Source organism: Occallatibacter sp. FHG110214_02, assembly GCF_059115385.1.
In genome coordinates, this window is sequence record NZ_JBZYWK010000006.1 from 167,295 (window position 1) to 182,564 (window position 15,270).

Annotated in this window: 12 protein-coding genes and 1 tRNA gene; 5 read left to right on the forward strand and 8 right to left on the reverse strand. The window is 58.6% G+C overall.

The annotated features are described in order from the left end of the window. Window positions 1-26: 26 nt before the first annotated feature. From purF to AC5S3R_RS07940, 5 genes are all read right to left on the reverse strand, one after another. The gene (purF, locus tag AC5S3R_RS07920; RefSeq protein ID WP_494266478.1) at window positions 27-1,532 is read right to left on the reverse strand and encodes an amidophosphoribosyltransferase; all 1,506 of its coding nucleotides are present in this window, start codon (window positions 1,530-1,532) and stop codon (window positions 27-29) included. Then, the gene (purL, locus tag AC5S3R_RS07925; protein WP_494266479.1) at window positions 1,529-3,976 is read right to left on the reverse strand and encodes a phosphoribosylformylglycinamidine synthase subunit PurL; all 2,448 of its coding nucleotides are present in this window, start codon (window positions 3,974-3,976) and stop codon (window positions 1,529-1,531) included. Before purL ends, purF begins: the two co-directional genes overlap by 4 nt. Before the next feature lie 79 nt (window positions 3,977-4,055). Further along, entirely contained in the window at window positions 4,056-5,117 is a 1,062-nt protein-coding gene (locus AC5S3R_RS07930) for a glycoside hydrolase family 76 protein (RefSeq protein WP_494266480.1), read from the reverse strand. Between the two features lie 95 nt (window positions 5,118-5,212). Next, window positions 5,213-6,301: a Gfo/Idh/MocA family protein gene (locus AC5S3R_RS07935; RefSeq protein ID WP_494266481.1), complete on the reverse strand. Its 1,089-nt coding sequence runs from the start codon at window positions 6,299-6,301 to the stop codon at window positions 5,213-5,215. A gap of 186 nt (window positions 6,302-6,487) precedes the next feature. Further along, the gene (locus tag AC5S3R_RS07940; RefSeq protein ID WP_494266482.1) at window positions 6,488-7,582 is read right to left on the reverse strand and encodes an NADH:flavin oxidoreductase/NADH oxidase; all 1,095 of its coding nucleotides are present in this window, start codon (window positions 7,580-7,582) and stop codon (window positions 6,488-6,490) included. Between the two features lie 136 nt (window positions 7,583-7,718). Between AC5S3R_RS07940 and AC5S3R_RS07945 the strand changes: the two genes are divergently transcribed. The 4 genes from AC5S3R_RS07945 to AC5S3R_RS07960 all read left to right on the forward strand — a co-directional run bounded on the left by AC5S3R_RS07945 (window position 7,719) and on the right by AC5S3R_RS07960 (window position 9,841). Beyond that, complete coding sequence (locus AC5S3R_RS07945) at window positions 7,719-8,144, forward strand: winged helix-turn-helix transcriptional regulator (RefSeq protein ID WP_494266483.1); 426 nt, start codon at window positions 7,719-7,721, stop codon at window positions 8,142-8,144. Window positions 8,145-8,190: 46 nt separating this feature from the next. Beyond that, a tRNA-Leu gene (locus tag AC5S3R_RS07950) sits at window positions 8,191-8,278 on the forward strand. A 47-nt stretch (window positions 8,279-8,325) separates the two neighbouring features. Then, window positions 8,326-9,264, forward strand: a complete 939-nt coding sequence (locus AC5S3R_RS07955) for a UDP-glucuronic acid decarboxylase family protein (RefSeq protein ID WP_494266484.1) — start codon at window positions 8,326-8,328, stop codon at window positions 9,262-9,264. A 91-nt stretch (window positions 9,265-9,355) separates the two neighbouring features. Beyond that, on the forward strand, window positions 9,356-9,841 hold the full coding sequence (locus AC5S3R_RS07960; RefSeq protein WP_494266485.1) for a MarR family winged helix-turn-helix transcriptional regulator: 486 nt from the start codon (window positions 9,356-9,358) through the stop codon (window positions 9,839-9,841). Between the two features lie 188 nt (window positions 9,842-10,029). Here AC5S3R_RS07960 and AC5S3R_RS07965 read toward each other — a convergent pair whose 3' ends face one another. From AC5S3R_RS07965 to mobF, 3 genes are all read right to left on the reverse strand, one after another. Next, window positions 10,030-10,941, reverse strand: a complete 912-nt coding sequence (locus AC5S3R_RS07965) for a hypothetical protein (protein WP_494266486.1) — start codon at window positions 10,939-10,941, stop codon at window positions 10,030-10,032. A gap of 432 nt (window positions 10,942-11,373) precedes the next feature. Then, window positions 11,374-12,936 (reverse strand): ATP-dependent DNA helicase, encoded by a 1,563-nt coding sequence (locus AC5S3R_RS07970; protein ID WP_494266487.1) that lies wholly within the window; start codon window positions 12,934-12,936, stop codon window positions 11,374-11,376. Beyond that, complete coding sequence (mobF, locus tag AC5S3R_RS07975; RefSeq protein WP_494266488.1) at window positions 12,885-14,090, reverse strand: MobF family relaxase; 1,206 nt, start codon at window positions 14,088-14,090, stop codon at window positions 12,885-12,887. Before mobF ends, AC5S3R_RS07970 begins: the two co-directional genes overlap by 52 nt. A 104-nt stretch (window positions 14,091-14,194) precedes the next feature. Here mobF and AC5S3R_RS07980 point away from each other — a divergent pair, with 104 nt between their 5' ends. Next, the gene (locus AC5S3R_RS07980) at window positions 14,195-15,202 is read left to right on the forward strand and encodes a hypothetical protein (RefSeq protein ID WP_494266489.1); all 1,008 of its coding nucleotides are present in this window, start codon (window positions 14,195-14,197) and stop codon (window positions 15,200-15,202) included. Window positions 15,203-15,270: the final 68 nt, after the last annotated feature.

The following is a 15,270-nucleotide window of genomic DNA, read 5'->3' on the forward strand; positions in this document are numbered from 1 at the left end:
TTAAAAGAAGTGACCGTGGTTCCGCTCTAAACACTAGCCGCCGCAGGCAGAATCTCATCCACATCCACCCACTCCGTCGGATACTTCCCCGTAAAGCAGGCCGTGCAGAATCCCAGTTCCTCGCCGCCGCAGCACTTCAGCATCCCATCCAGCGAGAGATACGCCAGAGAATCAGCCTCGATATACCGGCAAATCTCCTCAACCGACTGATTCGCCGCAATCAAATCCCGCTTGCTCGGCGTATCCACGCCATAGAAACACGGCGAAACCGTAGGCGGACAGCTAATGCGCAAATGCACTTCCTTCGCGCCCGCCCCGCGCACCATGCGCACAATCTTCCGCGAAGTAGTCCCGCGAATAATCGAGTCGTCAATCAGGATCACACGCTTGCCTTCAAGCAGATTCCGTACCGGGTTCAGCTTCAGCTTCACGCCAAAGTCCCGCACCCGCTGCTCCGGCTCAATAAACGTCCGCCCCACGTAGTGGTTGCGAATCAGCCCCATCCGGAACCGAATCCCGCTCTCTTCCGCGTAACCAAGCGCCGCCGTTACGCCCGAGTCCGGTACCGGCACAATCACATCCGCCGGTACACCCGACTCCCGCGCCAGTTGCCGTCCCATCTGGTCACGGCTCTCCTGCACCCAGCGCCCGAAAATCCGCGAGTCCGGCCGCGCAAAGTAAACATGCTCAAAAATGCAGCTCGTCCGCGGCACGCCCGTTGCAAACTGCCGGCTCGTCACGCCATCCTGCGTCACCATCACTAGCTCGCCCGGCAGCACATCGCGCTCATACTCGGCACGCAGCAGGTCAAACGCGCAAGTCTCGGATGCAAAAACAATCGTATCCGGCCCATCTGGATTCTTAATCCGCCCCATCGACAGAGGCCGAAACCCGCGCGGGTCCCTCGCCGCAAACACGCGGTCCCGCGTCATCATCACAATCGAAAACGCGCCTTCTACCTGCGAAAGCGAATCCGCAATCGCATCCACCAGCGTCCCCGCCTTCGAATGCGCAATCAATTGAATGATGATCTCCGAATCCGAAGTCGTCTGAAAGATTGCGCCTGACCGTTCCAGCCGTGACCGCACCGTACCCAGGTTCACCAGGTTCCCGTTATGCGCAATCGCAATCAGCCCCTTCGTCGACTCCACGCGAATCGGCTGCGCATTCAGCAGTGCCGAGTCGCCCGTCGTCGAGTAGCGCGTATGCCCAATCGCCATCGAGCCTGGCAGCTTCTGCAGCACATCATCGGTAAAAATCTCCGAGATCAGCCCCATGCCCTTGATATTCGCCAACTGATGCCCGTCGGCCGTAGCAATCCCGCCCGACTCCTGCCCGCGATGCTGCAGCGCATACAGCGCCAGGTAAGCCTGCCGCGCCGCATCGGGATGCCCATGAATCGCACAAACCCCGCACTCCTCACGCAGCTTCGGGTCTTCTTCCATGGCCCGTAAATCATCCATCGCGGAAAGTGAAGTGGATACTAAAGTATCTTCCACGCCCGGAACGCCCTGATACATCAACCGGCTCATGCCGTCACCTCACTATGAAGTGCGGCCTCAAGCGCCGCTGACCAAGGCTGCTTCAACTCATCCAGCGTTGCCGAAATAAACGGCTGCTTCTCCACGCTGATCTCCAACTTATCTCCGCCCGTCGAGCCAATCCGCGCCGCAAAGAAGCCATACTCCTTCGCCAGTTCGTCAATCGCTTCCAGGTCCTTCGCCACCGCCGTCACAAGCACCGTCGAAGCCGGTTCTGCAAACAACCCAAACAGCGGATGCACCAGCAGCGACTCATCCTGGTTCACCACCGCGCCCACACCCGAGCGAACCGCACTCTCCGCCAGCGCCACAGCAATGCCGCCATCCGAAATGTCCTTCGCCGACTGCACCAACCCTTGCTCCGCCAGCGCCTGCAACAGCGTATGCAAATCCGCCTCGGCTTCAAGGTCCAGCGGCGGAGGCGTACCCCAAACCCCGCCCAGCACCACCTTCGCGTACTCCGACGAGCCAAACGCCTTCAACTCCGCCGTCGCTGTAGCCTCAGGCTCCTCGACATCAACGTCCGCCACAGCCGCAGCCTCGGTCTCCACCACGGGATATCGCATCGGCTCCGGCGTAAACGGCACCTTCAAATCCGGATTCGGCTCCTCGCCCCGCGGAATCGGCCAAAGCAACACAATCGCATCGCCCTCGCCAATAAAGTCCGCCGGAACAGCGCCCGTCACATCATCCAGGATGCCAACAATTCCCAACACCGGCGTCGGATAAATCCCCTCGCCCTTGGTCTCGTTGTACAGCGAAACATTCCCGCCCGTAATCGGCGTGCCCAGAACCGTGCAAGCCTCGGCAATGCCATCAATCGCCGCCGAAAGCTGCGCCATAATCTCCGGCTTTTCGGGATTGCCAAAGTTCAAGCAATTCGTAGCCGCAACAGGCTCCGCGCCCGTCAGCGCCACCTTGCGAGCAGCCTCCGCAACCGCGTGCTGCGCGCCCAACTTCGGGTCCAGGTAGCACCACCGCCCATTGCCATCCAGCGCCATCGCCAACCCGCGCTCATGCCCCGGCGTCCCGGTGCCCTTAATGCGCATCACGCCGGCTTCACCGCCCGGCCCCTGCACAGTGTTCGTCTGCACCATCGTGTCGTACTGCTCAAACACCCAGCGCTTGTCGCAAACATTCGCGCTCGCCAGCAGCTTCTTCAAATCCGCTGTGTAATCGCGATCTTCCGACATCGCATCCAGCACTGCCTCGCTCGGCTGCACCGGCAGCGGCGACTTCCACACACCCACAGGCCGGTGATAGAGCGGCGCATCATCCGTCAGCGACTCATTCGGAATATCCGCCACCAGCACGCCATGATGCCGAATCCGCAACCGTGGCTCAGCCTCTACCGTGCCGCAAACCGTGGCATCCAGCCCCCACTTCGCAAACACATCGAGCACTTCCTTCTCACGACCGCTCTCCGCCACCAGCAGCATCCGCTCCTGGCTTTCCGAAAGCATAATCTCGTAAGAGCTCATCCCCGTCTCGCGCTGCGGAATCAGGTCCAACTCCACATCCAAGCCAACGCCGCCACGGGCACCCATCTCGCAAGTCGAGCAGGTAAGCCCTGCCGCGCCCATATCCTGGATGCCGACAATCGCGCCGGTCTTCATCGCTTCCAAGCAGGCCTCCAGCAGCAGCTTCTCCATAAATGGATCGCCTACCTGCACATTGGGCCGCTTCGCATCCGTGCCTTCGTGGAACTCCTCGCTGGCCATCGTCGCGCCATGAATTCCATCGCGCCCCGTCTTCGCGCCTACATAAATGACAGGGTTCCCAGTACCGCTGGCCTTGCCATAGAAAATCTCATCCTGCTTGACCATCCCCAGCGCAAACGCATTCACCAGCGGATTGCCGCTATAGCAGGCCTCGAACTTCGTCTCGCCGCCCAGGTTCGGAACGCCAAAGCAATTCCCGTAGCTGGCAACGCCTTCCACCACTCCTTCAACAATCGAGTGGTTCTTATTTACGAGCTCCGGTTCCGTGCCCGGTTCAGCCGTCACCGGCCCAAACCGCAGCGAATCCATCACCGCCAGCGGTCTTGCGCCCATCGTAAAAATGTCGCGCAAAATGCCGCCCACGCCGGTCGCGGCGCCCTGATGCGGCTCAATGTAGCTCGGATGATTATGGCTTTCAATCTTGAACGCGCAGGCCCAGCCATCGCCCACGTCAATAATGCCGGCATTCTCACCCGGCCCCTGCACTACGCGGTCGCTCTTGGTAGGCAGCCGCTTCAAATGCACTTTGGAAGATTTGTACGAGCAATGCTCGCTCCACATCACGCTGTAAATGCCCAGTTCCGTCAACGAAGGAACGCGGCCAAGCGCTTTAAATATGCGGTCATACTCGTCCGGAGTAATACTATGCTGCGCCAGCAGCTCCGGGGTCACTGTACAGGGCTCGGGAAGAACAGAAGAGGAGGCAGAAGTCATCGCACTTACCTCCATTGTCGCACGATTTTCACAAATTCCACCCGCAGCCTGACCGCACCACTCCTGTGGAAACCAGCCTTCAGTGCTTCTCCATCGCCAACTCCGCCAGCAGCCCATCCAGAGCTGAGCTCTGCCTCGTCCCATCCCCCGAGTCAAACGGCCCCTGCCACAAATTCCCAAGCTGCTCGCCGCCTGCCGGATCGCTCTTCCTGTCCTTCTCCCAGATGCTCTCCGCATTCACTTTGGCAAACTTCCGGTAAGCCGCATCCGGAGCAGCCGCATTCAACCGCGCCAGGTTCCGCATAAAAATGCCCTTAAACTGCGGCAAATCCCCTCCGCCGCCCGGCGGTTCCTCTAAAACCCCATCCGCCGTCGCCAAATGCGCCATCGCCGTATGCGCAATCTCCCCAGCCACCACCAGCAGCTTCGGATCATGTTCCGCCCGCGACAACTCCACCAGCCCACCCAGGATCACACCCTGGTTATACGTCCACGTCGTCCGCTGGTTATTCACGCACGCCGCCGGATTCTTCGCATCCAGCCCATCGTTCAGCAGCCCGTCCGCGTTCTTCATCCCCGACTGCTGAAACCAGCTCCATTCCTTCCGCGCCCACCTCAGGTACTCTTCTCGCTGTTTCGCGTCCTTCACGCGATTCGCCAGCGAAGCCGCAACCGCAAGAAACAGCTCATTCGCAATCGCGTTCTTATACGGCTCTTTCGACAGATTCTTGCTCCACCAGATGCCGCCGCCGCACGTCGCCGTCTCCCACTGCTTCTCCAAATCGGCAAAAATCACCTGCGACGCCCGCAGATACTCCTTGCGATGCGTCAGGTCGTACGCATCAATCCACGCCAGCGCCCACCAGCCCTCATCGTCGTTGTAATCATTGAGAAAATCCTGAACCTTCGACGCCGCATTCGCCCGGAGGAAAGTATTCTTCACCGCGCTCAAGTACTGCCGGTCGCCCGTAATCCGCGAGTAGTCCACCAGCGCCGTAATCGCATTCGCCGAGTTCCACCACCCCGTCGGCGCCTGGTAAAGCCCCTTCTGCGGGTCGTACCACCGCTGCAACGCACTCGCAGCCAGCTTAGCCCGCTCCACCGGACTCTGCGCCACGGACACACCGCACAGCAAAGCCACAAGCACCGCCCCCATAACCCAGGACGACGCACGAAAAGGAGTCCGCAAAAAACGTTGCGTAAGCATCCGTCCAAGCTTATCGCAGCCGCATCACATCACGCAGATACACCCGCCGAACGGTAAATCTCCGCAATGAGCTTCATATCGCGCAGCCCCTCTTCTCCGGGGCTCTGCGGCTCAAGATTGTTCTGCACACAATGGGAAAAGTGCTCCGCCTCAGCCTGAAACTGCGAGGGGTCACGAGCGGGATTAGGCTCATCAATCGTCTCTTTGCCTATCTGCGCATGCAGATGCAGCCCCTCATAGACGAATGCCTGGTCTACCTGCATCCATCCCTTCGAGCCGTAGACCTTGAAGTATCCATCCATATTCGCGCCGTAAGTAGTCGCGCAGCTCGCCACAATCCCTGAAGGAAACCGCATCGTCCACGAAGTATTCTCCTCAACCGTGTCGAACCGCCCGTCATGGTCAATCGTGGAAACATAAGCGGAGATATGCTCAGGCTCTTCGCCCGTCAAATAGCGGCATGCGTTCAGCGAATAAATACCCACGTCATAAATCGGTCCACCACCGGCCAGCTTCTTATCGGTCCTCCACTCACCCTTCGCAATGTTGAATCCAAAGGCGCTCTCAATCGCCTGCACCTGCCCAAGCTTTCCCTCGCGAATAAGCTGAATCGCACGCAGATTCGTCGCCTCATAATGACAGCGGTACGCAATCATCAGCTTGACCTTGGCAGCCTTGCACGCGGCAATCATCGCCTCGGCATCGGCAACACTGGTGCTCATCGGCTTTTCACAAAGCACATGCTTGCCCGCCTTGGCCGCGCGAATCGTGTACTCCGCGTGCATCGAATTCGGCAGAGCCACATAAACCGCATCAATATTAGGATTGTGCGCAATCTCGTCAAAGTTCTCGTAGCTATAGATAGAACTCGCCGGCACGTTGTACTGCGCAGCAATGCGCTCCGCCTTATCGCGATGCCCGCTGACCAGCCCGGTAATCGCAGAGTTGGTGCTGGCCAGCGCGCCTGGCATAAAGTGCCCTGCAATGCGCCCCAGCCCAATCACCGCATAGCGAGTCTTGCGCCCACTCCCCTGCGCATCAAGTGTAGGCACAAAGCGCGATGCAACCCCCATCGCACAAAGACGAGTAAAATCCCTGCGAGTAAAACGTGGGCTCATAATTTCCATGGAAAGGCCGCTCCTTGGCGTGCGATATCAGGCAATTCGCTGTTCGACAGCGAATCCTAACACACACGCAAGTCTTATGGAGTGAGCGACATTCCCAAGGCATCATTGCTAGTGCGGTACAGATGAACTTCCCGGTGCGCCATGTTCCGGGAACACGGCGCACTCCGCTCAGTTAGTTCATCTGTACCGAGCCAGCCAATGCGCATACGGAGCCGGCAGCGTAGCCCACGCAGGATTCTCCACTCCCAGTTCTTTCGCCGCAAAATATGGCCAGTGCGGGTCCGCAAGCATCGGCCTTCCAATCGAAGCCAGGTCAATCTTGCCCTCGCGAATCAGCGCGTCTGCACCCTTCGGCCCATCCACATACCAGCTCGTCGTCACCGGAAGCTCCACTTCACGGCGAACCTTCTCTGCAATCTCTCCCATGAAGTTCGGACCCCACGGAATCTTCGCATCCGGCGTATTAAAGCCCATCGAAACATCCACAAAGTCCAGCCCGTCCTGCTTCATCTTCCGCAGCATGTCGATAGCCTCAGCCAGCATCACATCATCCTTGCCGTCAAACTCCACCACGCCCAGCCGAACCGTCAGCGGCCTATCCTCCGGCCAGACCTTCCGCACCGCCGCCAGCACCTCCAGCAGATACCGCGCCCGGTTCTCCGCACTGCCGCCATACTGGTCCGTCCGCTGGTTGGAGTACGGCGAAAAGAAATTCTGCGCCAGGTAGCCATGCGCAAAGTGCATCTGCAGCCACTCAAAGCCAAGATCGCGCGCCCGTTCCACGGCCTTCACCGTGTCGGCCTGCACCCGAGCAATCTCCGCCAGGCTCATCTCCTCCGGCACATGTGCCAGGTTCGCACCAAACGCCACCGCAGACGGCGCAATCGTCTTCCACGAGTGCGGCTCACCCAGCGCAATATGGTCATCGCCCTCCCAGGGACGATTCGCCGAGGCCTTCCGCCCCGCATGCGCAATCTGGATTCCCGGAACCGCGCCATACTTCTTGATCTCGGCAACAATCGGCTCCAGCGCCGCGGCCTGCGCGTCATTCCAAAGCCCAAGGTCGCCCCACGTAATCCGCCCCTCAGCGGAAACCGCAGTAGCCTCCACAATCACCACCGCCGCGCCGCCCCGCGCCAGCGACGAATAATGAACGCGATGCCACTCATTCGCCACCCCATCCTCCGCCATGTACTGGCACATGGGAGGAACAACAATACGATTGCGCAGCTTCGCGCCTTTCAAACTGTAGGAATCAAATAAACCCGCCACTTTCCAGCTCCTTCACTCAATCAGGTGCAAAGACCGTCCACCGACACGCCCTCACCCTTTCCCTTAGTCAGATGAAGGCAGCACGTCATAAGTTTCATATTTTGTTGTACTTACAAATTTATCCTATACTTACAAAATGGGAACCGTAAAACGCAAGCGCCGCTATGCCTCCTATGAACTCGAATCCGGCTGTTCCGTTGAAGCCACTCTCGAAGTCATCGGCGGAAAGTGGAAGGGCGTCCTTCTCTTTCACCTCATGACCAACGGCGTCATGCGCTTTAATGAAATCCGCCGCCTCAAGCCCGACCTAAGCCCCCGCATCCTCACCGCGCAACTACGCGAGCTGGAAGCCGACGGAGTCATCGTCCGCAAGGTCTACCCCGTAGTGCCGCCCAAGGTTGAGTACTCCCTCTCCAAATCCGGCGAATCCCTCATCCCCCTCATTACCGCCATGCAGCAATGGGGCGACGACTTCCTCAAGCGCACCAACGCCCCGCTCAAGCGCCGTACCTCATCACCCACCAGCACCAAAACGCAGCAGGAACTCTCCCCCGCCCTATAGCGTCTCCACCAACGCCTATGCGATACTCAAATCTGCCACTCATAAAGCCGGGATGGCGGAACTGGCAGACGCAGCGGACTCAAAATCCGCCGACCCTTGCGGTCGTGGGGGTTCGACCCCCCCTCCCGGCACCAAATTTCACTCTGCAAACCGGCAATCTTTCCCAACAAAGGGCTTTTGGATGCACATTCTGGTCACCGGAGCAGCAGGCTTTCTCGGGTCGCACCTGACCGACGGCCTCCTCGCCGAAGGCCACTCCGTTCTCGGCGTCGATAATCTCTCCACCGGCTCCACCGCCAACCTCGCCCATCTCCAGAACGAGCCCCGCTTCACCTATCTCGAACAAGACATCACCATCGCCTTCGACCCCGGCCCCGTCGATTACGTCTTCAACTTTGCATCCCCTGCCAGCCCCGTCGATTACGCACGCCTCGGCATAGAAACCCTCATGGCCGGCTCGCAAGGCACACGCAACGCCCTCGACATCGCACGAAAATACAACGCAAAGTTTCTCCAGGCATCCACATCCGAGTGCTACGGCGACCCCGACGTCCACCCCCAGCCCGAAGACTACTGGGGCCACGTCAACCCCGTCGGTCCGCGCTCCGTCTACGACGAGGCCAAGCGCTTCTCTGAAGCCCTCGTCATGGCCTATCACCGCTACTACGGCGTTGACACTCACATCGTCCGCATCTTCAACACCTACGGCCCCCGCCTGCAAAAAGACGACGGACGCATCATCTCCAACTTCATGACGCAGGCTCTCCGCGGCGAAAACCTCACCGTCTACGGCGACGGCACCCAGACCCGTAGCTTCTGTTACGTCTCCGATGAAGTCGAAGGCATCCTCCGCCTCTCCAAATCCGACGAGCACTTCCCCGTCAACATCGGCAATCCCAACGAGTGGACCGTCATAGACTGCGCCAAAGCAGTCCTTGAAATCACAGGCTCAACCAGCCAGATCGTCTATCTCCCCTTGCCGGAAGACGACCCCATCCAGCGCCAGCCCGACATCACCAAGGCCCGCGCCCTGCTCAACTGGGAGCCGAAAATCGATCTCAAAACTGGCCTCAAGCTAAGCCTCGACTACTTCAAAACCTGCGTAGAAACCCCCGTCTAAAATCCTCGACAGCAACCACAGAAAGCCTGAGGATCTGCAGTAGCCCTCGTCCTTTCCTCTTACCTCAAATACATCGTGATACGATATAAATATGCCGCACCCCACCACTCCACCTGACACACTCACAGAAACCCTCGCCGAATTCCGCTACCACCTCCGCCGCTTTCTCTCCTTCAGCGAACAAGCCGCACTCGAAGCCGGACTTCAGCCTCAGCAACACCAGCTACTCCTCCAAATCGCAGGAGCCCCGCCGCAAACAGCCGTAAGCATCGCCTACATCGCAGAACGCCTCGGCCTCAAGCACAACAGCGCCGTCGAGCTGGTGGACCGCTGCGAACGCGAAGACCTTCTCGCCCGCAAAGCTGACCCCGAAGACAAGCGCCGCGCCATCCTCTCCATCACCCGCAAAGGCCGCCGCGTCCTCAACCGCCTTTCTGAAAGCCACGCCCGCGAACTAACCGAAGCCGCGCCCCAGCTCGCAAAAGCACTCCGGCAAATCACCCGCCACCGGCGGCCAGCTCACAATGCTGGTAGTAGACCGCGCCACCAGCAAACCCATGGGAACCATCCGCGCTGACAACCTGCTAACTGGGCGGAAACGCGCCGTCCATCGCGAGTCCCACCGCAAGGCCATCTTCCTCTCCAACACCGCCTCGGACTAACCTTCCAAACAGCACGCAGCAAAACAAAAGCCCCGGAAGCCAATTAGCTCCCAGGGCTTTTGCTTTTCCCTGTACCCTGAACCCCGTACCCTGTCACCTGCCTTTAAGGTTTCCCCGCAGGCTGCGCCCCTTTGTCCTTCTTGTGCGGCAGCTTCTTCGCAATATCCACCCAGAACTCCTGGAACTCCGTCCCGATGATGCCCGTAGCCGTATTCACCAGCCCATCGCCAAACGTATGCCCCCAGCCTCTTTCGTCCTCCGGGTAATAAACATTGGAAATCGCACCGGCAATAATATTCCCAGTCACGTTCGAGTAATTCGGCTCCCACTTGTTCGTGCCGTCATGCCTGCACCGCACCGCCGAAAGCGCCGCATAAGCCGCGCGATGGAAGAAATTCCCATGTCCCAACTGGAAGTACCGCGGCTCCTGGTGCAATACCCCCGGCAAAAATCCATTGCCAATCATGTTCCCCAGGAACGAGTCCGCATATGCCGAGCCCACGCGCTTCCCATACCCCTGCGCGCCCCATCCATAGCCGGAGTAGTTATCCCCCAGCTCGCGATACCCGGCAATCAGCGCCGCCTCGGCAAAGGTAAACGGATCAACCGAAGTATGAAACGCCAGGCTCAACTTCTGCCCCCGGCTCAGCGGAACCACATCGCCCGTAAACGAAGTATTGAACGAGGGAATAATCCCAAACGCCCGTTGCGACTCCTGTTTCTTGATCTCCTGCGCAGCCCTGTCATGCTGGCTCTGCGTGCCGCCCGTCTGCTGTGCGTCATTGCTCTGCGCCCCAGCCCACTCTGGCTCCGGAGCATCCGGCAACTCGCCATCCGGCGCGCCGTTCCGCACAACCTCTTCCAGCCCCTGCGTTTCCGCAGAAGCAGACCCTGTCACGGCACGCGCAACCTCCGCATTGCCGTTATTCATTTCATACGTAGGCGTCTGCGCACCCGCACCCACCGCGAACAGAACCGCCGCGCCACAAAACATCGCCCGAAGGGAATGCTGCATTCTTCACCAGAAGCGCCGCACAGGGGCCGTCTCCATGCGCGCGGCGGAAGTAAGGGGAAATTCCGGCAGCCGGCGTGGAACAACGTGCCAACCGCTCCAGACAGAGCCTCCCGCAACTTCAGGGTAACCCACTAACCTGTAAAAAATTTGCATCCAAAATGAATTGTGATAAGGAAGACACCGCATAGATACGCCAAACCGGAGGTTTATCCCCCAGCAAGCCCCTCTCCCCGTTCCCCCACAAAACCAGAAGTAGCAATCAAATATGCAGTTGTCATCCTTATCGGGAGAGTTTATTTTTAGAAATCGCTGATTTATTTGGAGATAAATAGCCTGTTTTTGGCTGGGTAGGAACTGTGCAGGGGAATTGTGCATTTTTCGTCGTTTCCGCTGCTATGCCCTTCTTGAAACAGTGTAGCGAACATGCGCTTTTTAGAGACTATGGCCCATCCCTAAGCCGTGTTCGATGACCAGCGCGATTTCTTGTTGTGGTGGCTTGATGGCTTGCTCCGGCTTCATCGTCGGCACATGGGCGCTCTCGTGAGAAACATCATGCCCTAACGCCTCCGGCAGCTTCGCGCGGTCGTTGGTGTAGAGGTGCGCGTCTTCCGCGCCGCGCGAGACGGCAACGTAAGCCATGCGGCTGTTGAGCAAGTCTTTCGCGGCCAACTCGGTATCGACGTGAATCAATACCCGCTCGGCAGTCTGTCCCTGGCTGGAATGGCTCGTTACCGCATAGCCATGATCGAGATGCGGATGCTCGCGCGGATTGAGTTGCACGTCGCGGCCTCCGTCCATCTTCAAGCGCATCTGCCCGTCATGGCCGATGGCTTCGACCGTTCCTAATTCGCGGTTGGCAACCTTCAAGTCGTTTGCCGGTGCGGTGAACTGGATGCGGTCGCCCACAGCGAAGCTGCGCGGTTCTTCCCGATATACAGAGACGCCCTGCTGCCGTCGCGGATCGTAAGTCACTTCTGAGCCATCGGCCCGCACCACCGTCAACAGGTTCTTGTCAGAGTCCACGCTCTTGACTCGCGCGTACTCGCCGCGCCCCATGCCAGTTTCTTTCGACGCGCGGGCATAGCGCACTACATCGTTGAACTCGTACCGTGCGGCCCATGTCCGCTCCGGCCCGGTGAGGTCTTGGCGCGGCACAAGCGCCGCAATGGGATGTTCTTCTTTACGGACTAAGCCGCGCTCCTGCATCTCGGCACGAATCGCTAAGTTGATCTCTACGCGGGAGCGATTGTCGGGCGAGACAACCAGAGTACCCTCCGGCGACTTCGCGTATTCCTTCGCAATCGCGGCGATGCGATTCTCACGCTCTGGAATATCATGGACGCGGCCCTGCCGCTCCAAACCCTGCACGGCCTCGCGCACCTCACCCCGCGCAAGCTGTGCGACTACCTGTTTCAGCTCCGGGTTTTTCTGGCGGACGATCTCTTCGAGCTTGACCGTTTTCATGCCCGCATCTTGAAGCTGCGCGAAGGGACGCCCCGCCTCGACTGCCTCATGCTGCCTTCGGTCGCCCACTAGCAACACACGGTCATTCGGATGTAAGCGATTCACGAACTCGTGCATCTGTCTGGTGGACGCGAGCGAGGATTCATCGAGCACATACAGGCGGCGCTCGCCAGTATCGGGCTTTTCTCTACGCGCAAGATGTCTTTGCAGCGTGGATGTTTCCATGCCTGCGTCGGCCAGTTTTTGCGCCGCGCGGGACGTGGGCGCGAAGCCTTCCACTTTGTATCCCTGCGCCTCTGCGCCTTCCCGGATGACGGCCAGCGCCGTTGTCTTGCCAGCCCCGGCAACGCCATCCAGCCCCACCATCTTTTCGCGGGAGAGAAACACCTGGTCAACGGCTTGGCGTTGCGAAGCATTCAGCTCCGGGTGGCGGTCTTCCGTCGTAATCCGAATCTGCGGAGAAACCAGCATCGGGTCACTCATCCCACGCTGATTGCCTTCCTCCATCCGTGTAACGATCTCGCGTTCCATGCGAAGCATCGCGGCAGTAGTGTACTGCTGGCCCGCTGCGCGAACTCCTGCCGGATGTGGGCATACGTCGTTTCACCCATGCCACGGTTGAGAGCCGCTTCCAGAAGATCGCGTCGGTCCAGCACGGCGGAACGCTCGAAGAGATGATCGCGGGCATAGGTGACGGACTGCTGCGCGATGCGGTCAGGTTCGTAAGCGTGGCGCTGTTCATGTGCCCGCGCTTCGGCCACAACGCGGTCGGCCTGATGTCCATACTGCGCGGCCAGCTCACGGTGCCGCGCTAATACCTCTTGCGGCGATACTAGCTCTTTGCTGTCCCGTGTACGGTGGGCTGCGACTTGTGCGGCTTCCGCTCCATCTATCCCCATCTCGCGCAGATGGTCTTTGATCTGCTCGCGGCGCGGGCTGCTGGCTTCCAGATATTCTTTCGTATAGCCCTTAATCTCCGGCTGTCCGTGCTTACCGCGCTCCAACTCGTAACCCAATCCCTGCAACCGCATCGAAAGCTCGGAGCGGTAAACGCTGGTGGCATAGCGTTGCGAAGCAAATAGCTCCTGCGGCTGCAAGGCGCGTGTTTGTCCGTTGTCGCGCTCGGTGACGTTGAAGATCACAGCATGGGTGTGAAGCTGCGGCGCGGCGTAACCGTCTACAGGCCGCGCGGTATCGTGCTCGAAGGTCGCCGCAACGAATTTGCCTGTCGTCTCCGGCGCGTGGACGTTGCCGATGCGGGCTTGCGTGTACTTCTCCAACTCGGTTAGGGCAACACGCACGCTCTCCCGATGCGCCTCTCTTACGCGCTCATCCCCGCCCACAAGGGCGGTGAGTGACACGGACTTCGGCGCGGAGAACGTAGCATCCCAACCGGCACGATGTTCTACGCTCGTTACTTCCTTGCCGAATTTTCCCTCGTAGGTTTTTGAGGCTTGATGACGAACAAGCTGCGCTTCCGTGTGCGGGTGCTGGCCTTCGGTCAGACGCGCAAAGTGCTCATTGCCAACCGCGCCTTCTAAGCCCCACTGCTCGGCCAGCTTGCCTTGCCACTCGCTATACCCCTGCTGGTCGCGGCTCCAATAGTTCTGCCGCTCTGAGGCAAACTCCCGCTCATGGTACGTCCGTACCTGCGAGGCTGACAGCGGCTTGGAGATCGTCAGCATACGGAAATTCTAATCCGCGACCAACCGCTTTACGCTATGCTCCCCTACACTTCGCATTTTGCATTTATGCTGAATCCACCGCATACAGCAACTCGGAGAACGAGATGAAGGCTTCAGCGAACCGCGTTTGGCTGCTTGTGACCTTGGCGCTGGTTACATTTGGCGCAGGAGTCCTAGTAGGGGCACATCATCTTTCTAAAGGTGCCCAACCCGCTACGCAGACATCTTTTCAGCAAGAGATGGACGCTTATTGTGCTGGCAAGATGAATGATGGGTATCTGTCCAAGCTCTCTCCGGATGAAAAGAAGGGAATGACCGACCAATCCTTTTTTAGTCGAAAGCTTCATACCTGCGTTCAGGTCGAGGTGACTTCAGACTCTAAGAATGTCGGGGCCATGAATTACACCGTTAGTGATCTTACATACGGATTCGTCGCGCCTCCGAAGTGGCACCACAACGAATCACCTTTGCATGTGATTCAGTCGAATTACGGCAACTTGCATCATCTTTACGTAGAGGGCTATTGGGGAGCCGTGAGTCCTGATCCCGGCCAGCAATCGGTCGCAGACTCCAACGTAGTGAAATTGACGTGTGCCTATACCGACGGTAAACGGGTAGGAGATGACTCGAATATTTGCACCGAAACCGAGGGCTATACCCGATTTGGAAGCATTCAAAACGACACACAAACCTACCATATTGTTTCCTGGAACCCTGACGAAGTGATCGCAACGGATGCTGAACGGGGTCTCTCAGGCGCAACGACAACGACGCTGCTCATTCATCCTTCAGCAAATGAAGTTGAAGTAGTTGATCGAACCAAAATGGATGAAAAGCAACCAGCTTTGACTAAGAGCATGGAGGGGAAATCATTTGGGGATCATTACGAACTTCATGGAGGGATGTATCTGCTCGATACGCAAGGTACGTTCTTCCAGTGTGACGAGGACGGTGTGGTTATTGACATGCGGATCGACGTGGTTCAGAAACACCATGGAGATGTTGTTTATGTCCCAGAGTCCGAATGGAACGCCGGATCGAAAGCGAACCATAAATTTACTCCACAAGAATGTGATGCAGCCATGCAAAGGAAACTAAAGGAACTGGAATAGCGGGCCTTAAAGGGTGCGCCATATCACGGCAAACCGAAGGTTTCAATCTGTTTCTATGATTCCCGGCA

Bases quoted from the DNA above. Each gene is read 5' to 3' on its own strand.
- AC5S3R_RS07935 (WP_494266481.1), bottom strand. From the start codon at position 6,301: ATGAGCCCACGTTTTACTCGCAGGGATTTTACTCGTCTTTGTGCGATG.
- mobF (WP_494266488.1), bottom strand. From the start codon at position 14,090: ATGCTGACGATCTCCAAGCCGCTGTCAGCCTCGCAGGTACGGACGTAC.
- AC5S3R_RS07965 (WP_494266486.1), bottom strand. From the start codon at position 10,941: ATGCAGCATTCCCTTCGGGCGATGTTTTGTGGCGCGGCGGTTCTGTTC.
- AC5S3R_RS07980 (WP_494266489.1), top strand. From the start codon at position 14,195: ATGAAGGCTTCAGCGAACCGCGTTTGGCTGCTTGTGACCTTGGCGCTG.
- AC5S3R_RS07955 (WP_494266484.1), top strand. From the start codon at position 8,326: ATGCACATTCTGGTCACCGGAGCAGCAGGCTTTCTCGGGTCGCACCTG.
- AC5S3R_RS07960 (WP_494266485.1), top strand. From the start codon at position 9,356: ATGCCGCACCCCACCACTCCACCTGACACACTCACAGAAACCCTCGCC.
- AC5S3R_RS07945 (WP_494266483.1), top strand. From the start codon at position 7,719: ATGGGAACCGTAAAACGCAAGCGCCGCTATGCCTCCTATGAACTCGAA.
- AC5S3R_RS07970 (WP_494266487.1), bottom strand. From the start codon at position 12,936: ATGGAACGCGAGATCGTTACACGGATGGAGGAAGGCAATCAGCGTGGG.
- purL (WP_494266479.1), bottom strand. From the start codon at position 3,976: ATGACTTCTGCCTCCTCTTCTGTTCTTCCCGAGCCCTGTACAGTGACC.
- purF (WP_494266478.1), bottom strand. From the start codon at position 1,532: ATGAGCCGGTTGATGTATCAGGGCGTTCCGGGCGTGGAAGATACTTTA.